Origin of the sequence: Chryseobacterium manosquense, assembly GCF_014623485.1 — a bacterium.
GTDB lineage: Bacteria > Bacteroidota > Bacteroidia > Flavobacteriales > Weeksellaceae > Kaistella > Kaistella haifensis.
Map to the genome: position 1 here is coordinate 1,999,769 of NZ_CP060203.1, position 20,399 is coordinate 2,020,167.

Sequence of the window (20,399 nt, forward strand, 5' to 3'; positions counted from 1 at the left end):
TAAACATCAAAGTATGTTACAAAAGAAAACTAAATTTGCTTTGAAAAAGTTAATTTCGAACCTAACTGGATATAATCAAAAAACGATAATCGAAATCCCTCTACAGGCAAGGTTTGGGAATTTTTTATATTTTTTTCTCCATTGTTACATTGAAAGACAGAAAGGTAATAATCTTTACATTCTTTATACAAAAACAATGGAGCAATGGTTACTGTATTTTCCTAAATTAAATGATTTTATTTTATTTCCAAAAGATTATTCAAAGCTTGATAAATTAAAATGGTTCAGTAGCTTTTATCAGGTTTTTAATGAAGATTTTAAACAAGATGATCTTAATAATTTTATTCGGGACTATCTGTTAAAAGGAGAAATTAAATCTCAAATAATTAGTCGCTCCTTAAAATAGCATCAACAGACTGACAATCAGTAAATTAATTGTAATTTTTCTTGTTTTTCTTTGCAGGATTTCGTATCTTAGAGCTTTAAAACCTTGCAAATATGTTGGGGAAAAATCCAAAAAAGCAGCCAGAATTATTCCGCCCGATGTTGGTGGATTTTATTGATGACAAACACGAACTTGTTCTACTTTCCGAGAAGATAGATTGGGATTATTTTGAGAAAGAATTTTCCCCGCTATATTCCAAGACGGGCAATCCGAGCCATCCGATTCGCTTTATGGTGGGCTGTCTGCTTCTGAAACACCTTTATAATTTGGGAGATGAGACCCTTGCTTCCGCCTGGATCATGAACCCCTACATGCAGTATTTTTGTGGGAGGGTTTTCTTTGAGCACCAGTTTCCCTGCGATCCGAGTAATTTCGTCCACTTCAGGAAAAGAATTGGAGAAAAGGGGATTGAGAAAATCTTCTCCTACAGCGTAAGGATGCACGATGCAAAGACCGGTACATCGAACTTCGTGTTGTCCGACACCACCGTTCAGGAGAACAACACCACTTTTCCCACCGATGCGAAGCTCTGCAAAAAAGTAATCGACTACTGCAACAAGATAGCCGAAAGCGAAGGCATAAAGCAGAGGCAGAGATACACGAAAGTCAGCAAGCAGCTGGTGCGCAACACCTACAACGGCAAACATCCCAAACGTGCAAAACTGGCAAGGAAATCGCAAAGACAGCTCAAAACCATCGCCATGAGGCTGATACGCGAGCTTGAACGCAACTTCACGGCAGAGCAGCAAGAGTTTTATAGAGAATCAATGGAGCTCTACACCAAGGCGGTCACACAAAAAAGAAACGACACCGACAAGGTTTACAGCCTCCACAAGCCATTCACCCGGTGCATCGCCAAAGGAAAGGCCCACAAGCAGTACGAGTTTGGGAACAAGGTCGGCCTGGTAACCACTTCCAATAAAGGGAAGAAAATCATCCTCGGCATTAAGGCATTTTTGCAGACTCCCTATGACGGACACACCATCGAGCCGCTTTTGGAACAGATGGAAACGGGTGGGCAGCAGCTTCCAAAAGAACTCGTCTACGACCGCGGCGGAAAAGGGAAAACCGAGATAAAGGGCGTAAAAATCTCTATTCCGGGCGTGCCGAGAAAAACAGACACCGCCTACCAGAAACACACAAAACGCAAGAAATTCAGAACCAGGGCGGCAATAGAGCCCATCATCGGACATTTAAAAACCGATTTCAGACTGGCTCAGAACTATTTCTTAGGAGAAACAGGACCGCAAATCAACGCATTACTATCTGCAACGGCGTGGAACATGAAGAAAATGATGGAGATTCTCAAAGAGAAAATCTATTTCTATTTTTTAAACCTTATCCGCCTGCTCTTTAATCGGAATATTCTTAACGAAAAACTGAAAATGGCGGCTTGCTAAGGAGTGACTAATTACTCAAAATAAGACGGTAATTAATATCAGAAGAGGAGATTTTTACAAAGAAAATTCCTGCACACCATCAAGCTTTGATCAAGTATCTTACATTAAAAAAGTCAAAAATATTTATCCCGAGTTATTTTATTACCCAATCGAAATTGTAAGCGATGATATAGATTGGTGTATTAATAATTTCCAATTTCTTGATAGTGTTTGTTTCAGAGAAAAAAGTTCGCCAGTGGAGGATTTTATAGCAATATGTACTGCAAAAAATCTAATCATTTCCAATTCTACATTTTCATATTGGGGTGGCTATGTCTGTAAATATTTATCAAAAGAAAATATAATAATAGCGCCAAATTTTGGTTCTACATTATATCATAATCATATTGCTGTTCAATTACATCCTGAATGGTCAATTGTGGATGTAATCAATAAATGATGCCTAACATTTCAATTATCATATTAACCTACAACCAGGAAGCTTTTATTGAGAAAGCCATCCGCGGGGTCTTTATGCAGAATTTTCGAGGGAAAATCCAACTAATCATCTCTAACGATGCATCCAGAGACAGAACCCATGAAATAATTAACAACCTCCTTCAACAGGCTCCAGAAAATATCGAAATTCAATACACACTTCACCCCAAAAACATCGGCGCAACGCCCAACATGTACGATGCTCTGAAAAAAGTGAAAGGAAAATATCTGGCACTTTGTGAAGGTGATGACTACTGGACAGATGAGAACAAACTTCAGATGCAGTATGATTTTATGGAACAAAATCCAGAATATGCTATCTGCTTCCACGCAGTGGCGCAGGTGGATGAAAACGATAATTTCATTCCGGACATGCAATTTTCTTCCATCGAAAACCGGGACTATACCGCGCTGGAACTCTACCGCAGCTGGCAGGTGCACACCACATCAGTATGCATGAGGACGGAAGTTTTGCAGAACCAGGCCGTAAAACAAATGCTGAAAAATCCGGACTTGCTGTATTTCGATACTCCCCTCTATATGGCCGCTTCACTGAACGGAAAAATGCGAGGCAACAGCAAAACCATGTCGGCATACCGCCGCCATTCGGCCGGAATTTCCTATGGGGCTAATCTGAAAAGAGATTTAAAACACAACATTTACGACAGAACGATAGGAAATTTCTATGGAGGAAAAATAAAAGACATCAGCCGCTGGCTGATTTTCAAAAGAAGTAAAGACAATTTTTTTGAAAGCCTGAAACAGCATCGCTACAAATGGGCTTTTCAGTATCTTTGGTGGATGCTGTGTGAATATAAAAAAATGGGAATCTATATCCTCACTAATTTGAAATAAAAGATGCTTATTGCCTAATGCTCAGCTTATAGCCTACTACATGAAAAAAAAGAAAATCGCTTTTCTGTCCGACGGTTCGCCATTAGATAAAGCTCTTTGGTCTGGTACCATGTATAAGATGTATGAAAGTCTTTTGCTGAAAGGGTACGAAGTGGAACATATTCCCGCCATACAGTTTACTGAAAAAGAAAAGCAGATTTTTGAAACTATTGCCAAAACCCACGAAAAAGTTCTGAACAGAACCTTCAACCGTCACCAGTTTTATCTGAAAGCCAGAGTAGCATCAAAAAAACTGCAGAAAACACTCAAAAATAAAGATTTTGACGTATTGTTTTCTGCTTGCCAGATTAATGAAATTGCGTTTCTTAATATAAAGCAACCCATAATTTTCGTTAACGATATTCTATTGGATCAGCACATTGGATACTATCCGTATTATATGGGATTGGGTTGGTACTCCAAAAAGATAATGACCTATATCGAACAAAGGGCCTTACAGAACTGCGCTGCTGTAATTTTGCCCTCTGAATGGTCGGTAGAAAGAGCAATGGAGCGCTACCAACTCAATCCAGAAAAAGTACATCTTCTACGTTTTGGGCCCAATATCGAGGTGCCGGAAAACATTTTTCAGAAAGAATACTCCGGCAGTCTGACAATGCTTTTTTTAGGAGTTGACTGGCAACGCAAAGGCGGCGAAATTGCACTGAAGACAACCGAAATCCTGAGAAAAAAAGGATTTCCCGTAAAATTATTGGTAGTCGGCTGCGTGCCACCTGTTCAGTCAGAAGCCATGGAGGTGATTCCGTTTCTTAATAAAAACAGAACCGAAGATTATGATAGGCTAAAAAAATTACTTTTAGAATCTCATCTGCTGTTTTTGCCAACAAGGGCAGAATGTTACGGCATTGTTTACTGCGAAGCATCAGCCTATGGCCTGCCAAGCATTGCAACGGCTACCGGCGGCGTGACCTCAATTGTTAAAGATGGAATCAACGGCTTTGCACTTCCTGAAAGCGCAGGTGCCGAAGAATATGCCGGGAAAATTGCGGAAATCCTCTCTCCGGAACAGCTTAGCGTTTTAAGCGAAAGCTCGCGGAAACGCTATGATGAACACCTCACTTGGGAAAAATGGGGTAAGGAAATGTATGAAATTTTGAAAAAAATATGAAACAATATTGTCAAAATAGAAAACGGCTATTGTCTCCCCATAACCTATGGTAAATAAATCCTTAAAAAATCCCTGATTCCCAAATTATGTAAAACTTTAATTTTGGATAAACTATTACATTTGGCAATATGGTTATAAATCCTCAGCGTTTCTTTTCTTTTCCTTTTGTCCAGATTAAAGCTTAGTAACTCTCTGTAATACAGAAGACTGCCTTTGGGATTATCCAACAGGAGTTGAAAGTATTTTGATGTGAGTCCATCGTCCTGATATTCGCATTCGTAAATAAATTCATCAAAATAGAGAATGTCATAATCCTTCCCTATTCTGTTCCATACCAACGCCTCTGTGCAAAAGATTTCACCATGAAATTTTGGAAAAGAATAAGTCCTCATGACTTCCGTTTTTATAACTTCTGCCATATCGCCTTCATAATGCTTTACAAAGCGGAACTCAAACGGTGTACAGACTTCTTCTTTTTTCTTAAGATGAAGATTTTGTCTGTCCGCATTCAAAAATTTCCTTTTCCCACAAATCCCGGCAATTTTGGCGTTATCTTTAATTTTCTCATAATATTTCCCGATGGTTTCTAATGAATTTTCCGGTAGAAAATCATCACTGTCCACAATAAAAAATAGTTCACCTCGCGCAAGTTCTGCTCCCTTGTTTATAGCAATGTGCTTTCCGGAGTTCGCCTGCGAATAATACTGGATGCTTATCACGCCTTCACTTATAAAGTCCTCCACCAATGCCTGGGTCCTGTCGGTAGAGCCGTCATCTACAATAATCCATTCAAAATTTTGATCCTTTAGCGATTTTAGGCTGCTATAAAGCCTGGGTAGAAGCGCAGCACGGTTATACGTAGGGGTAAATATACTGATGAAAGGGATTTTTTTCATAAAAACAGATTATCTTTGCAAAGATAGATTAAATGATACCAAAAAAAATACATTACTGTTGGTTCGGCGGAAAAGAGAAACCTGAATCCGTCAAACGATGCATTAGAAGCTGGGAAACTCACCTTCCGGATTATAAAATTGTGGAATGGAACGAAAGCAATTTCAACACCAGTTGTTGCGAATTTTCAAAGCAAGCTGCACAAAAAGAAAAATTGGCTTTTGTTTCTGATGTTGCTCGAATTTTTGCACTACAAAAAGAGGGCGGAATTTATTTTGATACTGATGTAGAGGTAAAAAATAATTTTGATGAGTTTCTGGAAAATCCATTTTTTATCGGAATGGAAACAGCGGAAAATCTTTGCACTGCCGTAATTGGTTCAGAACAAAATCATCCATTTTTACAAAAGATTTTAGACCATTATTTTTCTCTCACAGTTTTTAAAGAAATTACAAATAATCAGATAATTACCAATCTCTTAAACGAAGGATATAAGTTTACTCCAAAAGATGATTTTCATAATATCAATAATGAAATTTTCGTTTATCCTTCTCATTTTTTCAGTCTGGATATTCCTAAAAATTATTCGGTACATTATTTTATAGGAACCTGGCACGAAGCGAAGGAAAATCCTTACAAAGAACATCTCCAATTGCTTTATCATACTAAGGAATTGATAAAAATACCTAATGCAAAACGGGAACTGAATAACATCATCAATAATCAAAAACTGCTTTCCGAAGATGATATTTTAGACTTGGTGCCGTTTAAAAACATTCTTCATTACAGTCTCAAAAAACTGAAATCAAAAATATATAAAGGCTACCGGTGAGGCTCTTTACCCTTACCTGATGAGGCACCTTCACCTTGCCTGCACAGTTACCCCTTCCTTTACCTGTGCAGACTGCCCGCTCTTTTATAACCTTCATCACACCATAACTTCGATCACCTCCATAACCCCATCACCTCTCACTCCACCACGCAGCCCATATCGCTGTATTGTTTTTTAAATTGTGCTGCCCATTTCTGCCATTCTTCGGGCTGGGCCTTAGGATGGGTATGTTCCGATAGAATTTTCATGAAACAGGCATCAGAAAAATCTTTTGGGAAATTTTCGAAAACATTCAGCTCGTCATTAAACCAGTATTCGTTCAGGATAAAATTAAAGCGGTTCACATCGAAATCATACCCATATTTATGGTAAGAATTGGTAGCAGAAGATTTAAAGGTGGTCTTCATATTTTCGTTTTCCAGAACACCGATTAAAAACGGATTGTTCCGATGTTTCCGGTAGTGGAGCGAGGCGTTCATCAGCTGGCGTTTTTCGTCCACCTTTTGGTCGATGCCTTCCCAAAGTTTCAGCCAGTAGTCTTTTCGGTACATACCCATCAGAATAGAAATCAGTTCGTAATAAGTGCCGATCGTATAATTATCCACCATTTTGAGTTTATAAAGCAGGGAGAAAAATTTGAATCGGTTGTAAAAAAAAGCTTCCGCCGGTTTTTTCGGAAAGGAGAGAAATTTCAGTTCCGGATAAATTAAATTATCGTTGCCGCAGGTTTCTTTCTTTCCATTTGGGGTTCTGCCAAGATTGCCAAGTTTCACCAAATCGGTATTTTTAGAAATCATGCATTGCTGAAGCTCTGCGAGGTTGATTTGATGGGTAAACCAAACATCGTCTTCGGTGATGACGAAAAACGATGTGGAATGCCTCACGGCATCTTTCCACATTTTCACGGGGATTTTAAACCCGTTGATTTCCTTGCTGCTTTGCAGATTTTCTTCAATGGCTTTGTTTTTTTCCTCATACTGTTCGGAAAGAACAATTTTTACTTCCGGATATTTTTGGAGGATTTTGTCTATATATTTTGGAGGAGTACCATCGTCCAGAACCTTAATGCCTGAAAAACCATGACAAAAACGGTATATACTTGCCAAGCAGCGATCCAGATAATATGGCCGGTTGAAGGATTTGATGAGGATTTCGGGTTTATGCTCCATATCTTTTTCTGAATAATTGATAGCCCAAATTCACTGGAAGCGAGGTGTAAAAAGACTTCTTTTTGATGTCAAAGAGTATTTCCATTCAATTTAGTTTTTAATAAATTTTCTTAAAAAACGTGTGGTGGGCACTTCAAAATATTTATACTGAAGAAAAGCCCAAAATAAAGACAAGATACAGAATAAAATAAAAAGTACCGATATAGCCCCATTTAAGATTAAAACCATAGTGGTTCATAAGCCAATCTCTCGGTGCGTCCCAAAATTCGAAAGTCATTCCTAGGGAATACTGAACGATACTGTTCACCAAGTACAAGGAATAGGATATAAGACTGACATACGTAATAGGTCGAGAAATTCCTGATGAAATACCCTTTATAGCGTTAAGATAAGGTAGGTACAACATAACATTTAGAGAAATTAATGTAAAAGCCGCCAAACAGGAAAAACGGCGGAAATCTTCATGATAATACTGCAGTCCGAAAATGTATATAATTGCCGTGAGCAATAGGGCTGTAATAAAAAAAGATTTTTTATAATGCTCCCAGAATTCCCGGTGGTAATAAAATATATAAGCCGCTAGTACTCCATAGATAATGGTATCAAACCTGTAAACCAAAGAATATTTGATATTTTCAAAAACGGAGATACCAAAGCCTTCATTCATGCAATATATAATCCTTAGAATATTGGAGCACAAAATAACGAGAATAACGGAAAACAGAATTGTCCTTTTTTTTGAAAATAATTGTAACCGCTGGAAAATAAATATAAGCAAGGCTATGATCAGATAAAACCATTCCTCAATAGCCAAGCTCCAAGACCAGCTGAAAAATTCTTCCGGTTTATGGTTAATATTCTGGGTAAAAACAAAATACTTATAAATGTTGACATCACTTTGAGGATAGAAAAAAATAAGAAGAAAAAGCAGGAAGAAAAAATAATTGGGTAGCGTTCTGCTCCACCGTTTGCTCCAGAAGTACCATAATTCTCTCGATGAAAAGTCAGTTTTTTCCAGAACATCAATAAGGATTTTACCAATTAGAAAACCACTCAATATAAAAAAAATCCCCACTCCATCAAAAAGCATTGCTGTATATATCGAAATCCAATCTTTCGGAATAAACTGACCTCCATGAGTAAGTACAACAAAAACTATAGCCAGCATACGCAGGATATCGAGCCCAAAGATCCGGTTACTATCGATCTGCAGCCTAAACAAATTTTTCATGATTTTACGGTTTTATTCTCCATATCTTTTTCTGAATAAATGATATCCCAAATTGACGGGAAGCGAGGTGTACAAAGACTTCTTTTTGATGGAAATACTGTACTGTTTCGAGAAATAATCAAACAAAGACAGAGTAGAAAGTTTCTGAAAATTGCGGTAGCTTTCTTTCCAAAGTTCCTCGTTAAACTGCGCCTGCCAGTTCATCACCAGCGACATATCTTTAAAATTGATAAGGTGCATCAAAATCATCCTCCGGATATCGGGGTCCTTCTCTGAATGATAGGCTTCATCGAACTTCTCTGCAATTTTCTGGAAGCTGTCGAAATGCTTTTTGCCTTTGGATTTAATAATCGAACCGTCGCGGAAGTAATAAAGATAAGTTTCCTCGCCCTTCCAAAAGGCAATTTTCTGCAGTTTTAATGCGCACTGGAAGCTCCAAAGTTCGTCTTCGGACAGCAAACCGGGCTCAAAAAAGAGTTGCTTCTTCTTAATAAATTCGGCAGATAATAATTTATCCCAGGCCATTACGGGGTACTGCCCGTTTACATACGACTGCAACACATCGGCGTTTCCGGAAACACACTCCCTTTCCTCCTTCGTTTTAAAAATATACGCTCGTTTTCCGTTTTCCCGGATCACCAAATTCTGCCCTACTGTAATTTCTGCCTGTGTTTGTTCTGCGAGATTTACAAGATGTTCAATGGCCATTGGGGTCATTTCATCATCGCTGTCAAGAAAATAAAGATATTTTCCTGTAGCATTTTTTACACCTGAATTTCTCGCTTCAGAAAGCCCTTTATTTTTAAGTTGTTTTAAAATTTTATATTTTACATGAGATTTTTTCAGGAAATCCTCTGCAATCGCAAGGGATTGGTCCGGCGAAGCATCATCTACCAAGATGCATTCGATATTGGGGTAGGTTTGTGCGGCAATGCTGTTGAGGCATCTCCCGATGTAGGCTTCCACCTTATAAACCGGAACGATAATGCTTACCAAAGGATTTTCCACGAGATTGTTTTTGCAAAAATAAGATTTAAAACGCAACCCGACACGTTAACCCTTTCACAAATCAACATCTCAACGACCAAACCTTTAGCCTTCGTAACTTTCTTCACTTACATAACCTTCTATACCCTAAAAGTTTGTATTTTTGCAGAAACAATGAATGATGAAGTCTATATTAGCCGGAATTTTTAAAAAGGCAGATTCTTTAAAAAACCTTGCCCTCCGAGAATACAATAGGTCTCTTCTGAAACAAAACCCGGAAAGCACAATTTCAAATAGTTTTAAACTGGGCGCGCACAATACTTTTGATATTTCGCCGAAAGCCGTCTTCAAGCTGCTAGACCATGTCACTATCGGCCATCATAATTTTATTACCGTGAAAAACAGTGCAGTTCTTTCCATCAGCAAAAACACCTACATTACACGTGCCACGATTGCCTGCCTGGAAAAAATAGAAATCGGGGAAAACTGCATCCTGGGCGAAGGCCTTAAAATTTTCGACCACAACCATCAATACACTACCAGTCCATTCTCTGTTGCTAAAACGGAATTCAACACAGCTCCCATAAAAATTGGGAACAATGTGTGGAGCGGTGCCAACTGCATCATCCTGAAAGGTGTAACCATAGGCGACAATGTGATTTTAGGCGCAGGCTGTGTTATTTATAAAGATGTGCCGGATAATACCATTGTAATGAATAAACAGGAATTAATTTACAAAAAAATATGATCCCCATTGCCAAACCTTTCCTGCCACCACAACAGGTCTATCAGCAATATTTAGAAGGCATCTGGAAACGCCGGTGGATCACCAACATGGGACCTTTAGCTAGCGATTTGGAAATTCGGTTAAAAGAATTTTTCTTAAGATTAAGCATCTACTGTTCGTAACCAACGGTACTGTTGCGTTACCGATTTGCTAAACATGGAAAAATCAAATTTTCCCTAAAAAGAATAGCGGTATACCGAGAAAATGTTGGTGCTTGGATAAAGATGAAAGATAAAGATTTTAAAATAATCGAAATGCTCGACAACCATAAACAGAATGTTAAAGATGATGTAAAAGTTTTCCAGCAAATAAAAATAAACAAAAACGGTTGAAAAAGGACTATTTAAAAGCACTACCTTATAATCAAATATTTTACTGCAGATTTTTTTATGATTTATCTCTATACAAAAAATTTGCAATTTTTTATCGAAAAATATTCTAAACTATGAACATCACCTACTTCATCCCACATCTCTCCTTAGCAGGCGGAATGGAGAGGGTTCTCTCTATTAAGGCAAACTATTTGGCGGATATTCTTGGGTATAATGTAACGATTATTACTTATAGGCAATATGACAACCCGATTTATTTTAATTTCAGCCCCAAAATAAAATTTATCCATTTTGATTTGCATGATCCCACATTTATCCTCAATCAACTGAGTGTCTTGGATAAAAGAAAAGCGGTAAAGAAATTCATGCAAACGTATAAGAAATTAACAGAAGAGTATCTGTTTAAAAACAAAACAGATATCGCCATATCGATGTTCTTAGGCGCTGAATACAAATTTCTCCCTTTAATTGAAGATGGAAGTATAAAAATAGTAGAATTTCATTTCGATTTTTTTTGTACACAATATAGACTTTTAGAAGGAAAAATTAATTTTCCAAAACTTATTTCCTATTACCAAATTAAGAAAGAACAGAAAATTCTTAAAAAATTTGATAGGTTAATTCCACTTACAGAAGAAGATGCTGAGAATTGGAAAAGACACTTTACTAAAATAACCGCTATTCCCAACCCCATCACTATAAATAGCATAAAAGCAACCGACTTGTCCGCCAAAAAAGTCATAGCCGTCGGCAGATTAGTAGAAGAAAAAGGCTTTGATATGCTGATAGATGCATGGAAAATTGTCTGTAAAAAAAATCCTGATTGGAAGTTAGATATCTATGGGGAGGGTGCTCTGGAAAAAGAATTGAAAGAGCAGATCATAAAAAATAATCTCGAACAGGAGATCACCATATACCCTAACACTAAGAATATTTCGGAAAAATACGCAGAACATTCTATATTTGTTTTAAGTTCCAGACACGAAGGATTTGTTTTAGCACTGTTAGAAGCAATGTCTTTGGGTCTTGCCTGTGTATCATTCGATTGCAAGCATGGTCCAAAACAAATGATCAATGAAGGTGAAAATGGCTTTTTAGTAAAATTAGGAGATATACAAGCATTGGCATCCAAAATAAACCTGTTGATTGATAAAGAAAACTTAAGAATAGCTTTCGCTGATAATGCAAAGAGATCTTCCCAGAGATATAGCATAGAAAAAGTAATGACGAAGTGGACTGACTTATTTAAAGTGTTAAAAAATGAGCATTAATCCAAAATTGTCCGTCATTCTCCCCGCATATAATGCTGAAAAACATATAGCAGAAGCGGTGGAATCCATCCTCAATCAAACTTTTAGTGATTTTGAATTCATCATTATTGAAGATCATTCCACCGATAATACATTGGCTGTTTTAAAAAATTACGCAGCAAGGGATGAGAGGATAATCTTAACGGAAAAACCTGAAAATAAAGATTTTAAAGGATATGTGGAAAACCTTAATCTCGGACTGGCGATGGCGAAAGGCAAATATGTCGCCAGGATGGATGCGGATGATATTGCTCTACCCACTAGATTGGAGAAACAAATGAATATTTTGGAAAACAATTCGGATATATTCATGGTAGGGTGCTCCCTCAAACTTATTGACGAAGTTGGTAATACAATTGGAGTCTTGGATGCAAAGCAGAATCATAACGAAATTGTACGGAAATTCAATATGGAAAATGCAATGTTTCACCCAGCATTAATGTTCCGAAATAATTCTAAAGTGAAGTACAGAGACAAAATGCATGCAACTGAAGATTTTGATTTTTATCTTCAGCACCTTGCTGATGGAGCCCGTTTTTATAATATCCCTGAATACTTAATGGATTATAGAATCCTAAAAAAATCATTATCCAGAACAAGCTCTCGATTAATTAAAATGTTGTTTTTGGAAAAAGCGAAACATTTTTATAAGGAGAAAGTAAGCACAGGATCCGACACTTATGCCGACATGAATGACGAGGACCTTAAAAAGATCCTAAAGAACGACAAAATTTTGCCAAAGGAAATATTACTATTTGGGTTAGATACTGCTTTGATGTATAATATGCAAAATGAAGCTCAAATCATATATTCCAAGCTGAAAGAATTTTATGATTACCGCTCTTATAAAAGTTTACTTCTATCAAATCCCATGATAAATATGTATTCTTACCTGCGTTTAAAAAAAGTTGCACAATTTGGAATCATTACAAATGCCCAATAAAATAAAACTCCTCTTCCGCCACCGCTCCATGGAAATGGGCGGCGTGGAGAAAGTAATGCTGAGCCTGCTCAATAATCTGGACAGGGAAAAATTCGACATGACCGTGTTGCTGAATCTCAATCAGGGCGAACTGCGAAACGAAATACCAAAACATGTAAGAAAAATTGCAGTAGCAAAGGGCAAAGAAGACATGAGCCCGCAAAGATTAAAACAGAAGGCACAACTTGTCATGCGGAGACTGGCACTGGCCTACTTTCGAAAAAATAGAAATAAAGAAGAAGCAAAACTCTTTAATAATGAAAAATTTAATGTAGAAATTGCAATGGATTGGCGGGATTTTGAGGCGGTACTCAGTTCGCCTTATCATTATTCAAAAAAAATAGGCTGGTTCCATTCCGAAATTCAGGTACCCAAACTTCAACCCGTGGTACCCATGATCTTGAAAAGTTTCCCAAAATTCGACCACATCGTATATTGCTCTCAACGCACCAAAGATTTAATGCACAAGCACTATCCTAACCTGAATTATCCGCCGGAAAGTGTAATCATCAACGCTATTCCGATTGAAGAAATTAAGAAAAAATCGGAAGAAAATATTTCTGATTTCACAAAATCGGAGGTTCCGGTTTTCATTGCTGTTGGCCGGCTTCACACCAGAAAAGGTTACCATAAACTGATGGACGCGCATCACAAGCTTTTAAAAGATGGCTTCGAACATTCAGTGGTGATTATTGGCGACGGAGAAGAGCTTCCCAACCTTTTGCTACAGCAAAAAAATCTGGGCATTGAAGAGACTTTTATTCTCGCCGGCAACAAAATGAATCCGTACCCTTACATTAAAAATGCAGACTTCTTCATCTTGCCCTCCGAATCTGAAGCTTGGCCACTGGTAATTGCGGAAGCTTTAATTCTTAAAAAACCAATTATCGCCACCAAAGTTGGAGATATTGAAATGATGATTGATGATCAAAAAACAGGTTACCTCATCGATTACAAAACCGAAGAAATCTACGCTGCAATGAAAGAATTCATCACCAATAAAACATTGGTAGAAGACATTAAAAAAAATCTTGAACCCATCGAGAATCAATTCAACAACCAAAAAATATTTGACGCTGTTGAAGATATCATTATTAATTTAGCAAAAAAATAATCATGAATTTTTTATATCGTATAATTTTGAAATTACATAACATCTATTTAGAATTTATACAAAAGATTTATCTAAAAATATGTATCGCAAAAGGATTAAAGGTAGGGAAAGATGTGCGCTTCGTAGAAGTTCCACAATTTGGAACTGAACCTTTTTTAATAGAAATTGGGGATCAAACCACCTTTTCCAACAATGTACGATTTGTAAATCATGATGGTGGGCAAAATGCTCTACATTTTTTAGACAAATACAAGGATGTCAGAACTTTTGGTAGAATTAAAATTGGAAACCAATGTCTAATTGGGGCCGATACTATTATAATGCCGGGAGTTGAAATGCAGGATAATTGCATTCTTGGCGCTGGTTCTATATTGACAACTTCAATGCCTTCGGGAACGGTTTACGCAGGAGTACCCGCCAAATTCATATGCACGTTAGAGGAATACGGTGATAAACTTCTCGCCAATAATGTCATGTATCCTCGCGAACTAGAAAAAGACCGCCCAAAACTGGATGCCTATATTAAAGAAAATCTTCCCCACACCTACAAACCTGTAAAGCAGCCTACTCCACTCCCTTAACGCCAATTTTCAACATTCTTAGCGACAGTTCGCGGAAATCCCCGAGCGTGTTGTAAGCCGCATCTTCGCTCAAAACACCGTGCGGGAAACCGACTGGAAAATTATTTTCATTTGCCGCTTCGAAATCTTTGCGCCATTCTTCGCTGTAGTAATAACTATAAAGTTTTTGGTAATTGGGTAGGTTTTCTTCCCATTTTTTCAATAGATTTTCCATTTCTTGGATCAGCTCTTCGGTTTGGTTCAAGGCATTTTCCATCTCGGTGATTCTTTCAAGGTCAACTTCCATATCAATTAAATTTGCTTTAAAAATAAAAATTTAAAAAAGACTAACCGTATATTTGATAAAAATTAAGTTTGCAAAAACGGTTTCCTTAGCATGAAAAAAAAGAAAATCCTCATCCGAATTGGTTCTCTGCGACATGGTGGCGCCGAAAAAGTGCTGGTTACTTTTTTGAAAAATCTTCCGCCGGATTTGTATGAAATTGATCTTTTGCTGAATCTCTATTCCGGGAAATATTTGGCTGATGTTCCGAATTTTGTGAATGTTTTATACCTGAACAAAGGTGAAATGATTACCACGAACCGACTTCAGGATCTTCCTAAAAAAGCTTACAGAAAGGTATTTCAAGGAATTTTAAAGAAATTTTCTTCGATTTTATATTCTAAAATTTTAAAAGGAAAAAAATACGACATCGAGTTTGCTGCGATTCATGGTTTTCGTGACGAAATTTTAAATTCTCCATTAAAAAATTCCAAAAAAATCGTTTGGATTCATAATGATTTACGCAAAACTCATTTTCACAACTACACCGACAACGAAATTCGGAAGTTTTTCGGTTTTGATAAAATAATGGTGATTTCCCAGCATATTCAGAAAGATTTTGAATCACTCGCGAAGAATGAGGATGAAAAGAGCCGGATTGTCCGCGTTTATAATCCATTGGATACTGAAGAAATTTTGCAAAAAGCCGGAAGAGAAAAGCAGGAAGTACCGAACGCAGTACCCGTTTTCGTTTCTGTAGGAACCGTTTTTCCGCAGAAAGGTTTCGACAGATTGTTGAAAGTACATCAAAAACTTCTAGAAGAAGGATTTAATCACCGACTCAAAATTGTTGGTGATGGTTATGATTTTGAAAACATCAAAAAACTGAAATCTGATCTTGGTGTGGTCGATACTGCATATATGACGGGCTTTACCGACAATCCTTATCCGCACTTTCGGAATGCGGATTTCTTTGTTCTGAGTTCAAGATATGAAGGTTTTCCGACGGTTTTGTTTGAAGCAATTACTTTAAAAAAGAAAATTATCGCCACCGAAGTTTCGGGAGTTAGCGAAATGCTGGAAAACGGAAAATTAGGACTTATTGTAGAAAATTCCGAACAGGGAATTTATGATGGAATGAAAAAAGCACTTGAAAATCCCGAATCTTTCGACAAATACCTAGAAAATATGAAAGGTTACCAAATGCCATTTACCCTCGAAAAATCTGTGCAACACATTCAAAAAATCATCGATAATCTTTAATTTTGTCTTATGCAAAGTAATCACACTAGTATCCAGAAGGATTTTTATAGGGAAAGCGGAAATTGGCTGTCTCCTTTGCAAATTTGGGCAAAATGCATCAATCCCAACTTGCATTTTATCTATATTTTAAGGAAAACCCAGCACTACAGCAAAAACTCTGTATTGGGAATGTTTTGGCGATTGGTTTTGAGGCATCATCAAATTAAATACGGCTTCCAAATCTATCCGGAAACACAAATTGGAGAGGGTTTTTATTTGGGACATTGGGGAAACGTGGTGATCAACCCAAAAGCGAAAATTGGAAAAAATTGCAACATCGCACAAGGCGTATCGATTGCCCAAGCCAACCGCGGAAAAAATGAGGGCGTTCCTGTGATTGGTGACGAAGTGTGGATTGGTCCAAACGCGGTGTTGGTGGGAAAAATATCAATTGGCAACAATGTGCTGATTGCTCCCAACGCTTATGTAAACTTCGATGTTCCTGAAAATTCAGTCGTAATCGGCAATCCCGCAAGCATCAGTAGCAATACCAATGCTACAATGGGATACATTAATAATAAAATTTAATATTAAAATCTGTTAAATATTCGGGATTTAAATTTCTATACTTTACATTTGCAAAATAATTGATACCATCTATTGCTTTTGCAAATAACAACTACAAAATAGTATAATCCCACAAAAATTAAGCTATGAAAAAATCGTATGAAGTTATTTTCGAAAATAATAAAAAGTGGGTGGAATCTAAATTGGCCGAAAATCCAGATTTTTTCAAAATCCTTTCCGCATCGCAAACTCCGGAATATCTGTACATCGGTTGCTCCGACAGCAGAGTATCGGCAGAGGAAATGATGGGAATGAAACCCGGCGAAGTTTTCGTACACCGAAATATTGCCAATATTGTGAATACATTGGATATGAATTCTACGGCTGTTATACAGTATGCTGTGGAACATTTGAAGGTTAAACACATTATTGTTTGTGGACATTACGGATGTGGTGGTGTAAAAGCAGCAATGACTCCGCAGGATTTGGGACTTTTGAATCCTTGGTTAAGATTAATTCGCGATGTTTACAGAATTCATCAGGCTGAACTGGATGCAATCGAAGACGAAAACGCGCGTTATAAAAGACTTATCGAGTTGAATGTACAGGAACAGTGCATCAACGTGATTAAAATGGCTGCTGTGCAGGAACGGTATATTTTGGATGATTATCCCATTGTACACGGTTGGGTTTTCGATTTGGAAACCGGTAAATTGATTGATCTAAATATCGATTTTGAAGAAATCCTGAAAAATATCCAAAAAGTGTACGACCTTACCAATTCTGAATGGGTAATGAGCAGAACTAACAACAAAAATTTTCAATAATTATAGATTTTAAATATTAATTTTTGTTAAAATTTAGACAAAATCTATAATTATACTTGTTTTTTAAAACTTCTTGTTTATATTTGTTCCCTCAAAAGACAATTTTTTTTGAAGAAATTTTGGAACATATTGGTTTTGTTGATCTTCGTCAACTTTATGGCTTTACCAAGTATTGCTACAGTTTTCGATTTTGAAATTCCACAGACTAATATTGTACTTTCTGAAGAAGAAACACATTCTTCATCAGTTTCAATTGTTTACGAAAAAACAATTCCGAAGACAATGAACGTCCACGATTTCATCAAATTCTTTGAAACTACTTCCGATAAAAAGGCGTTCGTTTTAACTGACGATTCCAGTCATATTTCGCCTTATCTTCTGATATTTTCTCCGCCTCCCGAAGCTTAACTGTTAAATTTCAGTAGGGATTATCATGTCTTTTTCAAACCGAAGAAGCCAATATCTCAACTTGTTTATCACTGAAAATTCAACTTTGCAAATGCTTTAAAAACTACAAATCAAGCGTTTGCATCATAAAACTATATGTTTAAAAAATGAAAAAAGCAAAAAGTTTATTCGGCGGAATAAAAGAAAATTTCCCATCGGGAGTTGTCGTCTTCTTAGTCGCACTTCCACTATGTTTAGGGATTGCCTTAGCTTCCGGAGCACCGCCACTTTCCGGAATTATCGCAGGAATTATTGGTGGAATTGTTGTCGGATTTTTTTCCAACTCCAATATCTCGGTTTCAGGACCGGCTGCAGGTTTAGCTGCGATTGTTTTATCCGGAATTACGGAATTGGGCGCATTCGAACTGTTTCTTTGTGCAGGTTTAATCGCAGGAGTTATACAGCTGATTTTGGGATTTCTAAGAGCCGGAAGTATTTCCAATTATTTCCCGAACTCTGTAATTGAAGGAATGTTGGCCGGAATCGGTTTGATTATTATTATTAAGCAAATTCCACACGCGTTAGGTTACGATGCCGATTCTTTCAGTAGCGAAAGGGTTTTTGAAAACGGATATAATGCAGATTCTATCTCTCAATATTTATCGAATGTTTTCGCATCGATTCATCCAGGAGCAATTGTTGTTACCGCGATTTCTTTGGCGATTTTAATTGCATGGGATAAAGTTCCTTCACTGAAGAAATTAAAACTTCTTCCCGGAGCTTTGGTTGCTGTTGCGGTAGGAATTTTACTCAACGAAATTTTTAAAATGACAGGAAGTTCATTGGCGATTCAAACAGAACATTTGGTGACATTGCCGGTTCCGCAAACAGCAGAAGAATTTAAAGCATTAATTACAATGCCGGATTTCGCAGGATTTATGAATCCGAAAGTTTGGATTATTGGTGGAACGATCGCCATTGTTGCTTCAATTGAGACTTTATTATGTATCGAAGCTTCGGACCGACTGGATTCTCAACGCAGAATTACCGACACGAATAATGAACTTCGTGCACAGGGAATTGGAAATATCATAAGTTCTTTAATCGGTGGACTTCCAATTACTTCAGTTGTAGTAAGGAGTTCCGCAAACGCTAATGCTGGTGCAACTTCAAAAGTTTCAACCATTATCCATGGTGTTCTCCTTTTAGTTTGTGTACTGGCAATTCCGGGGATTTTGAACAAAATTCCATTGGCGACTTTGGCAGCAGTTCTATTATTGGTAGGTTATAAATTGGCAAGTCCGGAAAAAATCAAACATTTCCTGGCAAAAGGAAAGTTCCAGTATATTCCGTTCTTGGCGACAATTGTAGCGGTTGTTTTCACAGATTTATTAACAGGAGTTGGAATTGGTTTGGCAATCGCGATTTTCTATATTCTGCAGGGAAATATGAAACGTGCGTATTATTTCAGCAAAGAAGAACTTGAAGGTGCAGATTCTGTAACAATAAAATTAGCTGAAGAAGTATCCTTCCTGAATAAAGCTGCCATCAAAAAAACTTTGAAAAATATTCAGCCAAATTCGAAGGTAACTATTGATGCAAAAGGAACTTCCTATATCACGACTGATGTTCTGGAAATGATTCAGGATTTTGCGAACATCCGAGCAAAGGAAGAAGATATCGAAGTTGAACTGATTGGCTTCCAAACCAATTACAACGATTACGCTTCAGACCAACATTCACATATTAGCATTGATCACAGAAGAGCGATGTAACTCACTTTGAATAGTCAATTGTGAATGGTCAATTTTAAAATTTAATTCAAAATAAAAAATATGACATCTGAAATAGGATGTCTAAAATCTAAAAAAAATATGAAAGCACATACATTAGAAACTCAAGCTACTATTACTCCTGAAAAAGCGCTACAATTCTTGAAGGAAGGAAACGACCGTTTTGTAGGAAATTTAAAAGTAAACAGGAATCTTTTGGAGCAAGTAAATGATACTCGCGAAGGACAATGGCCATTTGCTGTGGTTTTGAGCTGTATTGACAGTCGTACTTCAGCAGAACTAATTTTCGACCAAGGATTGGGAGATATTTTTTCCATTAGAATTGCCGGAAATTTTGCAAACCAGGATATTTTAGGATCGATGGAATTCGGATGTAACGTTGCCGGTTCAAAATTGGTTGTTGTTTTGGGACACAGCAAATGTGGCGCTTTGAAAGGCGGACTTGATGCAGCAAAAATCGAGGGATTAGGAATGGATAACCTCAACCATTTGATTCATCATTTTGATGAATGCATTGATAACGTCATTAAAGAAGGCGAAGAACGCTCATCCAAAAATGAAGATCTTTTGGAAAGACTGAACGTTTGCAACATCAAAAAAACCATTGAAGACATCCGTCATCAAAGTTCAACCTTAAGAACACTTGAAAAAGAAGGCAAAATTAAAATAGTAGGTGCAAACTATGATGTAGAAACAGGGGTTGTAACCTGGTTATAAAAATATTCAGAGCCGGAGATTTCGGCTCTGTTTACAAAAA

22 protein-coding genes and 1 pseudogene are annotated in these 20,399 nt (G+C 37.2%); 18 read left to right on the forward strand and 5 right to left on the reverse strand.

All coding sequences use genetic code 11. From position 1 onward, the window contains the following. Positions 1-13 precede the first annotated feature (13 nt). The 5 genes from H0S70_RS09610 (at position 14) to H0S70_RS09630 (ending at position 4,345) form a co-directional block, all read left to right on the forward strand. The gene (locus tag H0S70_RS09610; RefSeq protein WP_188320632.1) at positions 14-406 is read left to right on the forward strand and encodes a hypothetical protein; all 393 of its coding nucleotides are present in this window, start codon (positions 14-16) and stop codon (positions 404-406) included. A 92-nt stretch (positions 407-498) separates the two neighbouring features. Continuing rightward, the gene (locus H0S70_RS09615; protein ID WP_123247657.1) at positions 499-1,845 is read left to right on the forward strand and encodes an IS5 family transposase; all 1,347 of its coding nucleotides are present in this window, start codon (positions 499-501) and stop codon (positions 1,843-1,845) included. A gap of 37 nt (positions 1,846-1,882) precedes the next feature. Then, positions 1,883-2,284 (forward strand): alpha-1,2-fucosyltransferase, encoded by a 402-nt coding sequence (locus H0S70_RS14635; RefSeq protein ID WP_394367325.1) that lies wholly within the window; start codon positions 1,883-1,885, stop codon positions 2,282-2,284. After that, a complete protein-coding gene (locus tag H0S70_RS09625) occupies positions 2,281-3,177 on the forward strand; it encodes a glycosyltransferase family 2 protein (protein WP_188320633.1) in 897 nt (298 codons plus the stop codon). The genes H0S70_RS14635 and H0S70_RS09625 overlap by 4 nt, the downstream gene beginning before the upstream one ends. Positions 3,178-3,217: 40 nt before the next feature. Next, a complete protein-coding gene (locus H0S70_RS09630; RefSeq protein WP_188320634.1) occupies positions 3,218-4,345 on the forward strand; it encodes a glycosyltransferase family 4 protein in 1,128 nt (375 codons plus the stop codon). A gap of 44 nt (positions 4,346-4,389) precedes the next feature. Here the strand turns inward: H0S70_RS09630 and H0S70_RS09635 are convergent, their stop codons facing one another. Next, positions 4,390-5,241, reverse strand: coding sequence for a glycosyltransferase family A protein (locus H0S70_RS09635; protein WP_188320635.1), 852 nt, complete (start codon positions 5,239-5,241; stop codon positions 4,390-4,392). Between the two features lie 32 nt (positions 5,242-5,273). Between H0S70_RS09635 and H0S70_RS09640 the strand changes: the two genes are divergently transcribed. Beyond that, a complete protein-coding gene (locus H0S70_RS09640; protein ID WP_188320636.1) occupies positions 5,274-6,071 on the forward strand; it encodes a glycosyltransferase family 32 protein in 798 nt (265 codons plus the stop codon). Between the two features lie 137 nt (positions 6,072-6,208). Here H0S70_RS09640 and H0S70_RS09645 read toward each other — a convergent pair whose 3' ends face one another. The 3 genes from H0S70_RS09645 to H0S70_RS09655 all read right to left on the reverse strand — a co-directional run bounded on the left by H0S70_RS09645 (position 6,209) and on the right by H0S70_RS09655 (position 9,479). Beyond that, positions 6,209-7,240: a glycosyltransferase family 2 protein gene (locus tag H0S70_RS09645; protein WP_188320637.1), complete on the reverse strand. Its 1,032-nt coding sequence runs from the start codon at positions 7,238-7,240 to the stop codon at positions 6,209-6,211. A gap of 142 nt (positions 7,241-7,382) precedes the next feature. Continuing rightward, positions 7,383-8,471, reverse strand: coding sequence for an acyltransferase family protein (locus H0S70_RS09650; RefSeq protein ID WP_188320638.1), 1,089 nt, complete (start codon positions 8,469-8,471; stop codon positions 7,383-7,385). 12 nt (positions 8,472-8,483) lie between these two features. Beyond that, a complete protein-coding gene (locus tag H0S70_RS09655; RefSeq protein WP_188320639.1) occupies positions 8,484-9,479 on the reverse strand; it encodes a glycosyltransferase family 2 protein in 996 nt (331 codons plus the stop codon). Between the two features lie 157 nt (positions 9,480-9,636). Between H0S70_RS09655 and H0S70_RS09660 the strand changes: the two genes are divergently transcribed. From H0S70_RS09660 to H0S70_RS09685, 6 genes and pseudogenes are all read left to right on the forward strand, one after another. Next, the gene (locus H0S70_RS09660) at positions 9,637-10,206 is read left to right on the forward strand and encodes an acyltransferase (protein ID WP_228453711.1); all 570 of its coding nucleotides are present in this window, start codon (positions 9,637-9,639) and stop codon (positions 10,204-10,206) included. Next, positions 10,203-10,387 (forward strand): annotated as a pseudogene (locus H0S70_RS09665) (DegT/DnrJ/EryC1/StrS family aminotransferase); the annotation flags it as partial. The gene H0S70_RS09660 and the pseudogene H0S70_RS09665, both read left to right, overlap by 4 nt. Positions 10,388-10,690: 303 nt before the next feature. Continuing rightward, a complete protein-coding gene (locus H0S70_RS09670; RefSeq protein ID WP_188320640.1) occupies positions 10,691-11,848 on the forward strand; it encodes a glycosyltransferase family 4 protein in 1,158 nt (385 codons plus the stop codon). After that, the gene (locus H0S70_RS09675; RefSeq protein WP_188320641.1) at positions 11,838-12,830 is read left to right on the forward strand and encodes a glycosyltransferase family 2 protein; all 993 of its coding nucleotides are present in this window, start codon (positions 11,838-11,840) and stop codon (positions 12,828-12,830) included. The genes H0S70_RS09670 and H0S70_RS09675 overlap by 11 nt, the downstream gene beginning before the upstream one ends. Continuing rightward, entirely contained in the window at positions 12,805-13,983 is a 1,179-nt protein-coding gene (locus H0S70_RS09680; protein ID WP_228453712.1) for a glycosyltransferase, read from the forward strand. The genes H0S70_RS09675 and H0S70_RS09680 overlap by 26 nt, the downstream gene beginning before the upstream one ends. A 2-nt stretch (positions 13,984-13,985) precedes the next feature. Then, the gene (locus tag H0S70_RS09685) at positions 13,986-14,564 is read left to right on the forward strand and encodes an acyltransferase (protein ID WP_188320642.1); all 579 of its coding nucleotides are present in this window, start codon (positions 13,986-13,988) and stop codon (positions 14,562-14,564) included. On the opposite strand, the gene H0S70_RS09690 is transcribed toward H0S70_RS09685, so the two are convergent. Then, positions 14,548-14,850 (reverse strand): DUF4298 domain-containing protein, encoded by a 303-nt coding sequence (locus H0S70_RS09690; RefSeq protein ID WP_188320643.1) that lies wholly within the window; start codon positions 14,848-14,850, stop codon positions 14,548-14,550. The two genes, H0S70_RS09685 and H0S70_RS09690, sit on opposite strands and share 17 nt — an antisense overlap. 90 nt (positions 14,851-14,940) lie before the next feature. Between H0S70_RS09690 and H0S70_RS09695 the strand changes: the two genes are divergently transcribed. The 6 genes from H0S70_RS09695 to H0S70_RS09720 all read left to right on the forward strand — a co-directional run bounded on the left by H0S70_RS09695 (position 14,941) and on the right by H0S70_RS09720 (position 20,359). Next, the gene (locus tag H0S70_RS09695) at positions 14,941-16,089 is read left to right on the forward strand and encodes a glycosyltransferase (RefSeq protein ID WP_188320644.1); all 1,149 of its coding nucleotides are present in this window, start codon (positions 14,941-14,943) and stop codon (positions 16,087-16,089) included. A 9-nt stretch (positions 16,090-16,098) separates the two neighbouring features. Beyond that, positions 16,099-16,656 (forward strand): serine acetyltransferase, encoded by a 558-nt coding sequence (locus H0S70_RS09700; RefSeq protein WP_188320645.1) that lies wholly within the window; start codon positions 16,099-16,101, stop codon positions 16,654-16,656. Positions 16,657-16,781: 125 nt separating this feature from the next. After that, positions 16,782-17,462, forward strand: a complete 681-nt coding sequence (locus H0S70_RS09705; protein ID WP_188320646.1) for a carbonic anhydrase — start codon at positions 16,782-16,784, stop codon at positions 17,460-17,462. Positions 17,463-17,570: 108 nt separating this feature from the next. Further along, positions 17,571-17,870 (forward strand): hypothetical protein, encoded by a 300-nt coding sequence (locus H0S70_RS09710; protein ID WP_123249236.1) that lies wholly within the window; start codon positions 17,571-17,573, stop codon positions 17,868-17,870. Positions 17,871-18,016: 146 nt separating this feature from the next. After that, positions 18,017-19,624, forward strand: coding sequence for a SulP family inorganic anion transporter (locus tag H0S70_RS09715; protein WP_123249235.1), 1,608 nt, complete (start codon positions 18,017-18,019; stop codon positions 19,622-19,624). 99 nt (positions 19,625-19,723) lie between these two features. Further along, positions 19,724-20,359 (forward strand): carbonic anhydrase, encoded by a 636-nt coding sequence (locus tag H0S70_RS09720; RefSeq protein ID WP_188320647.1) that lies wholly within the window; start codon positions 19,724-19,726, stop codon positions 20,357-20,359. The last annotated feature ends 40 nt before the right edge of the window (positions 20,360-20,399 follow it).

Excerpts from the sequence above, each read along its gene's own strand:
- H0S70_RS09715 (WP_123249235.1), top strand. The coding sequence starts at position 18,017 with ATGAAAAAAGCAAAAAGTTTATTCGGCGGAATAAAAGAAAATTTCCCA.
- H0S70_RS09640 (WP_188320636.1), top strand. The coding sequence starts at position 5,274 with ATGATACCAAAAAAAATACATTACTGTTGGTTCGGCGGAAAAGAGAAA.
- H0S70_RS09705 (WP_188320646.1), top strand. The coding sequence starts at position 16,782 with ATGAAAAAATCGTATGAAGTTATTTTCGAAAATAATAAAAAGTGGGTG.
- H0S70_RS09650 (WP_188320638.1), bottom strand. The coding sequence starts at position 8,471 with ATGAAAAATTTGTTTAGGCTGCAGATCGATAGTAACCGGATCTTTGGG.
- H0S70_RS09700 (WP_188320645.1), top strand. The coding sequence starts at position 16,099 with ATGCAAAGTAATCACACTAGTATCCAGAAGGATTTTTATAGGGAAAGC.
- H0S70_RS09645 (WP_188320637.1), bottom strand. The coding sequence starts at position 7,240 with ATGGAGCATAAACCCGAAATCCTCATCAAATCCTTCAACCGGCCATAT.
- H0S70_RS09670 (WP_188320640.1), top strand. The coding sequence starts at position 10,691 with ATGAACATCACCTACTTCATCCCACATCTCTCCTTAGCAGGCGGAATG.
- H0S70_RS09695 (WP_188320644.1), top strand. The coding sequence starts at position 14,941 with ATGAAAAAAAAGAAAATCCTCATCCGAATTGGTTCTCTGCGACATGGT.
- H0S70_RS09615 (WP_123247657.1), top strand. The coding sequence starts at position 499 with ATGTTGGGGAAAAATCCAAAAAAGCAGCCAGAATTATTCCGCCCGATG.
- H0S70_RS09635 (WP_188320635.1), bottom strand. The coding sequence starts at position 5,241 with ATGAAAAAAATCCCTTTCATCAGTATATTTACCCCTACGTATAACCGT.
- H0S70_RS09610 (WP_188320632.1), top strand. The coding sequence starts at position 14 with ATGTTACAAAAGAAAACTAAATTTGCTTTGAAAAAGTTAATTTCGAAC.
- H0S70_RS09630 (WP_188320634.1), top strand. The coding sequence starts at position 3,218 with ATGAAAAAAAAGAAAATCGCTTTTCTGTCCGACGGTTCGCCATTAGAT.
- H0S70_RS09690 (WP_188320643.1), bottom strand. The coding sequence starts at position 14,850 with ATGGAAGTTGACCTTGAAAGAATCACCGAGATGGAAAATGCCTTGAAC.
- H0S70_RS09660 (WP_228453711.1), top strand. The coding sequence starts at position 9,637 with ATGATGAAGTCTATATTAGCCGGAATTTTTAAAAAGGCAGATTCTTTA.
- H0S70_RS09720 (WP_188320647.1), top strand. The coding sequence starts at position 19,724 with ATGAAAGCACATACATTAGAAACTCAAGCTACTATTACTCCTGAAAAA.
- H0S70_RS09625 (WP_188320633.1), top strand. The coding sequence starts at position 2,281 with ATGATGCCTAACATTTCAATTATCATATTAACCTACAACCAGGAAGCT.
- H0S70_RS09685 (WP_188320642.1), top strand. The coding sequence starts at position 13,986 with ATGAATTTTTTATATCGTATAATTTTGAAATTACATAACATCTATTTA.
- H0S70_RS09675 (WP_188320641.1), top strand. The coding sequence starts at position 11,838 with ATGAGCATTAATCCAAAATTGTCCGTCATTCTCCCCGCATATAATGCT.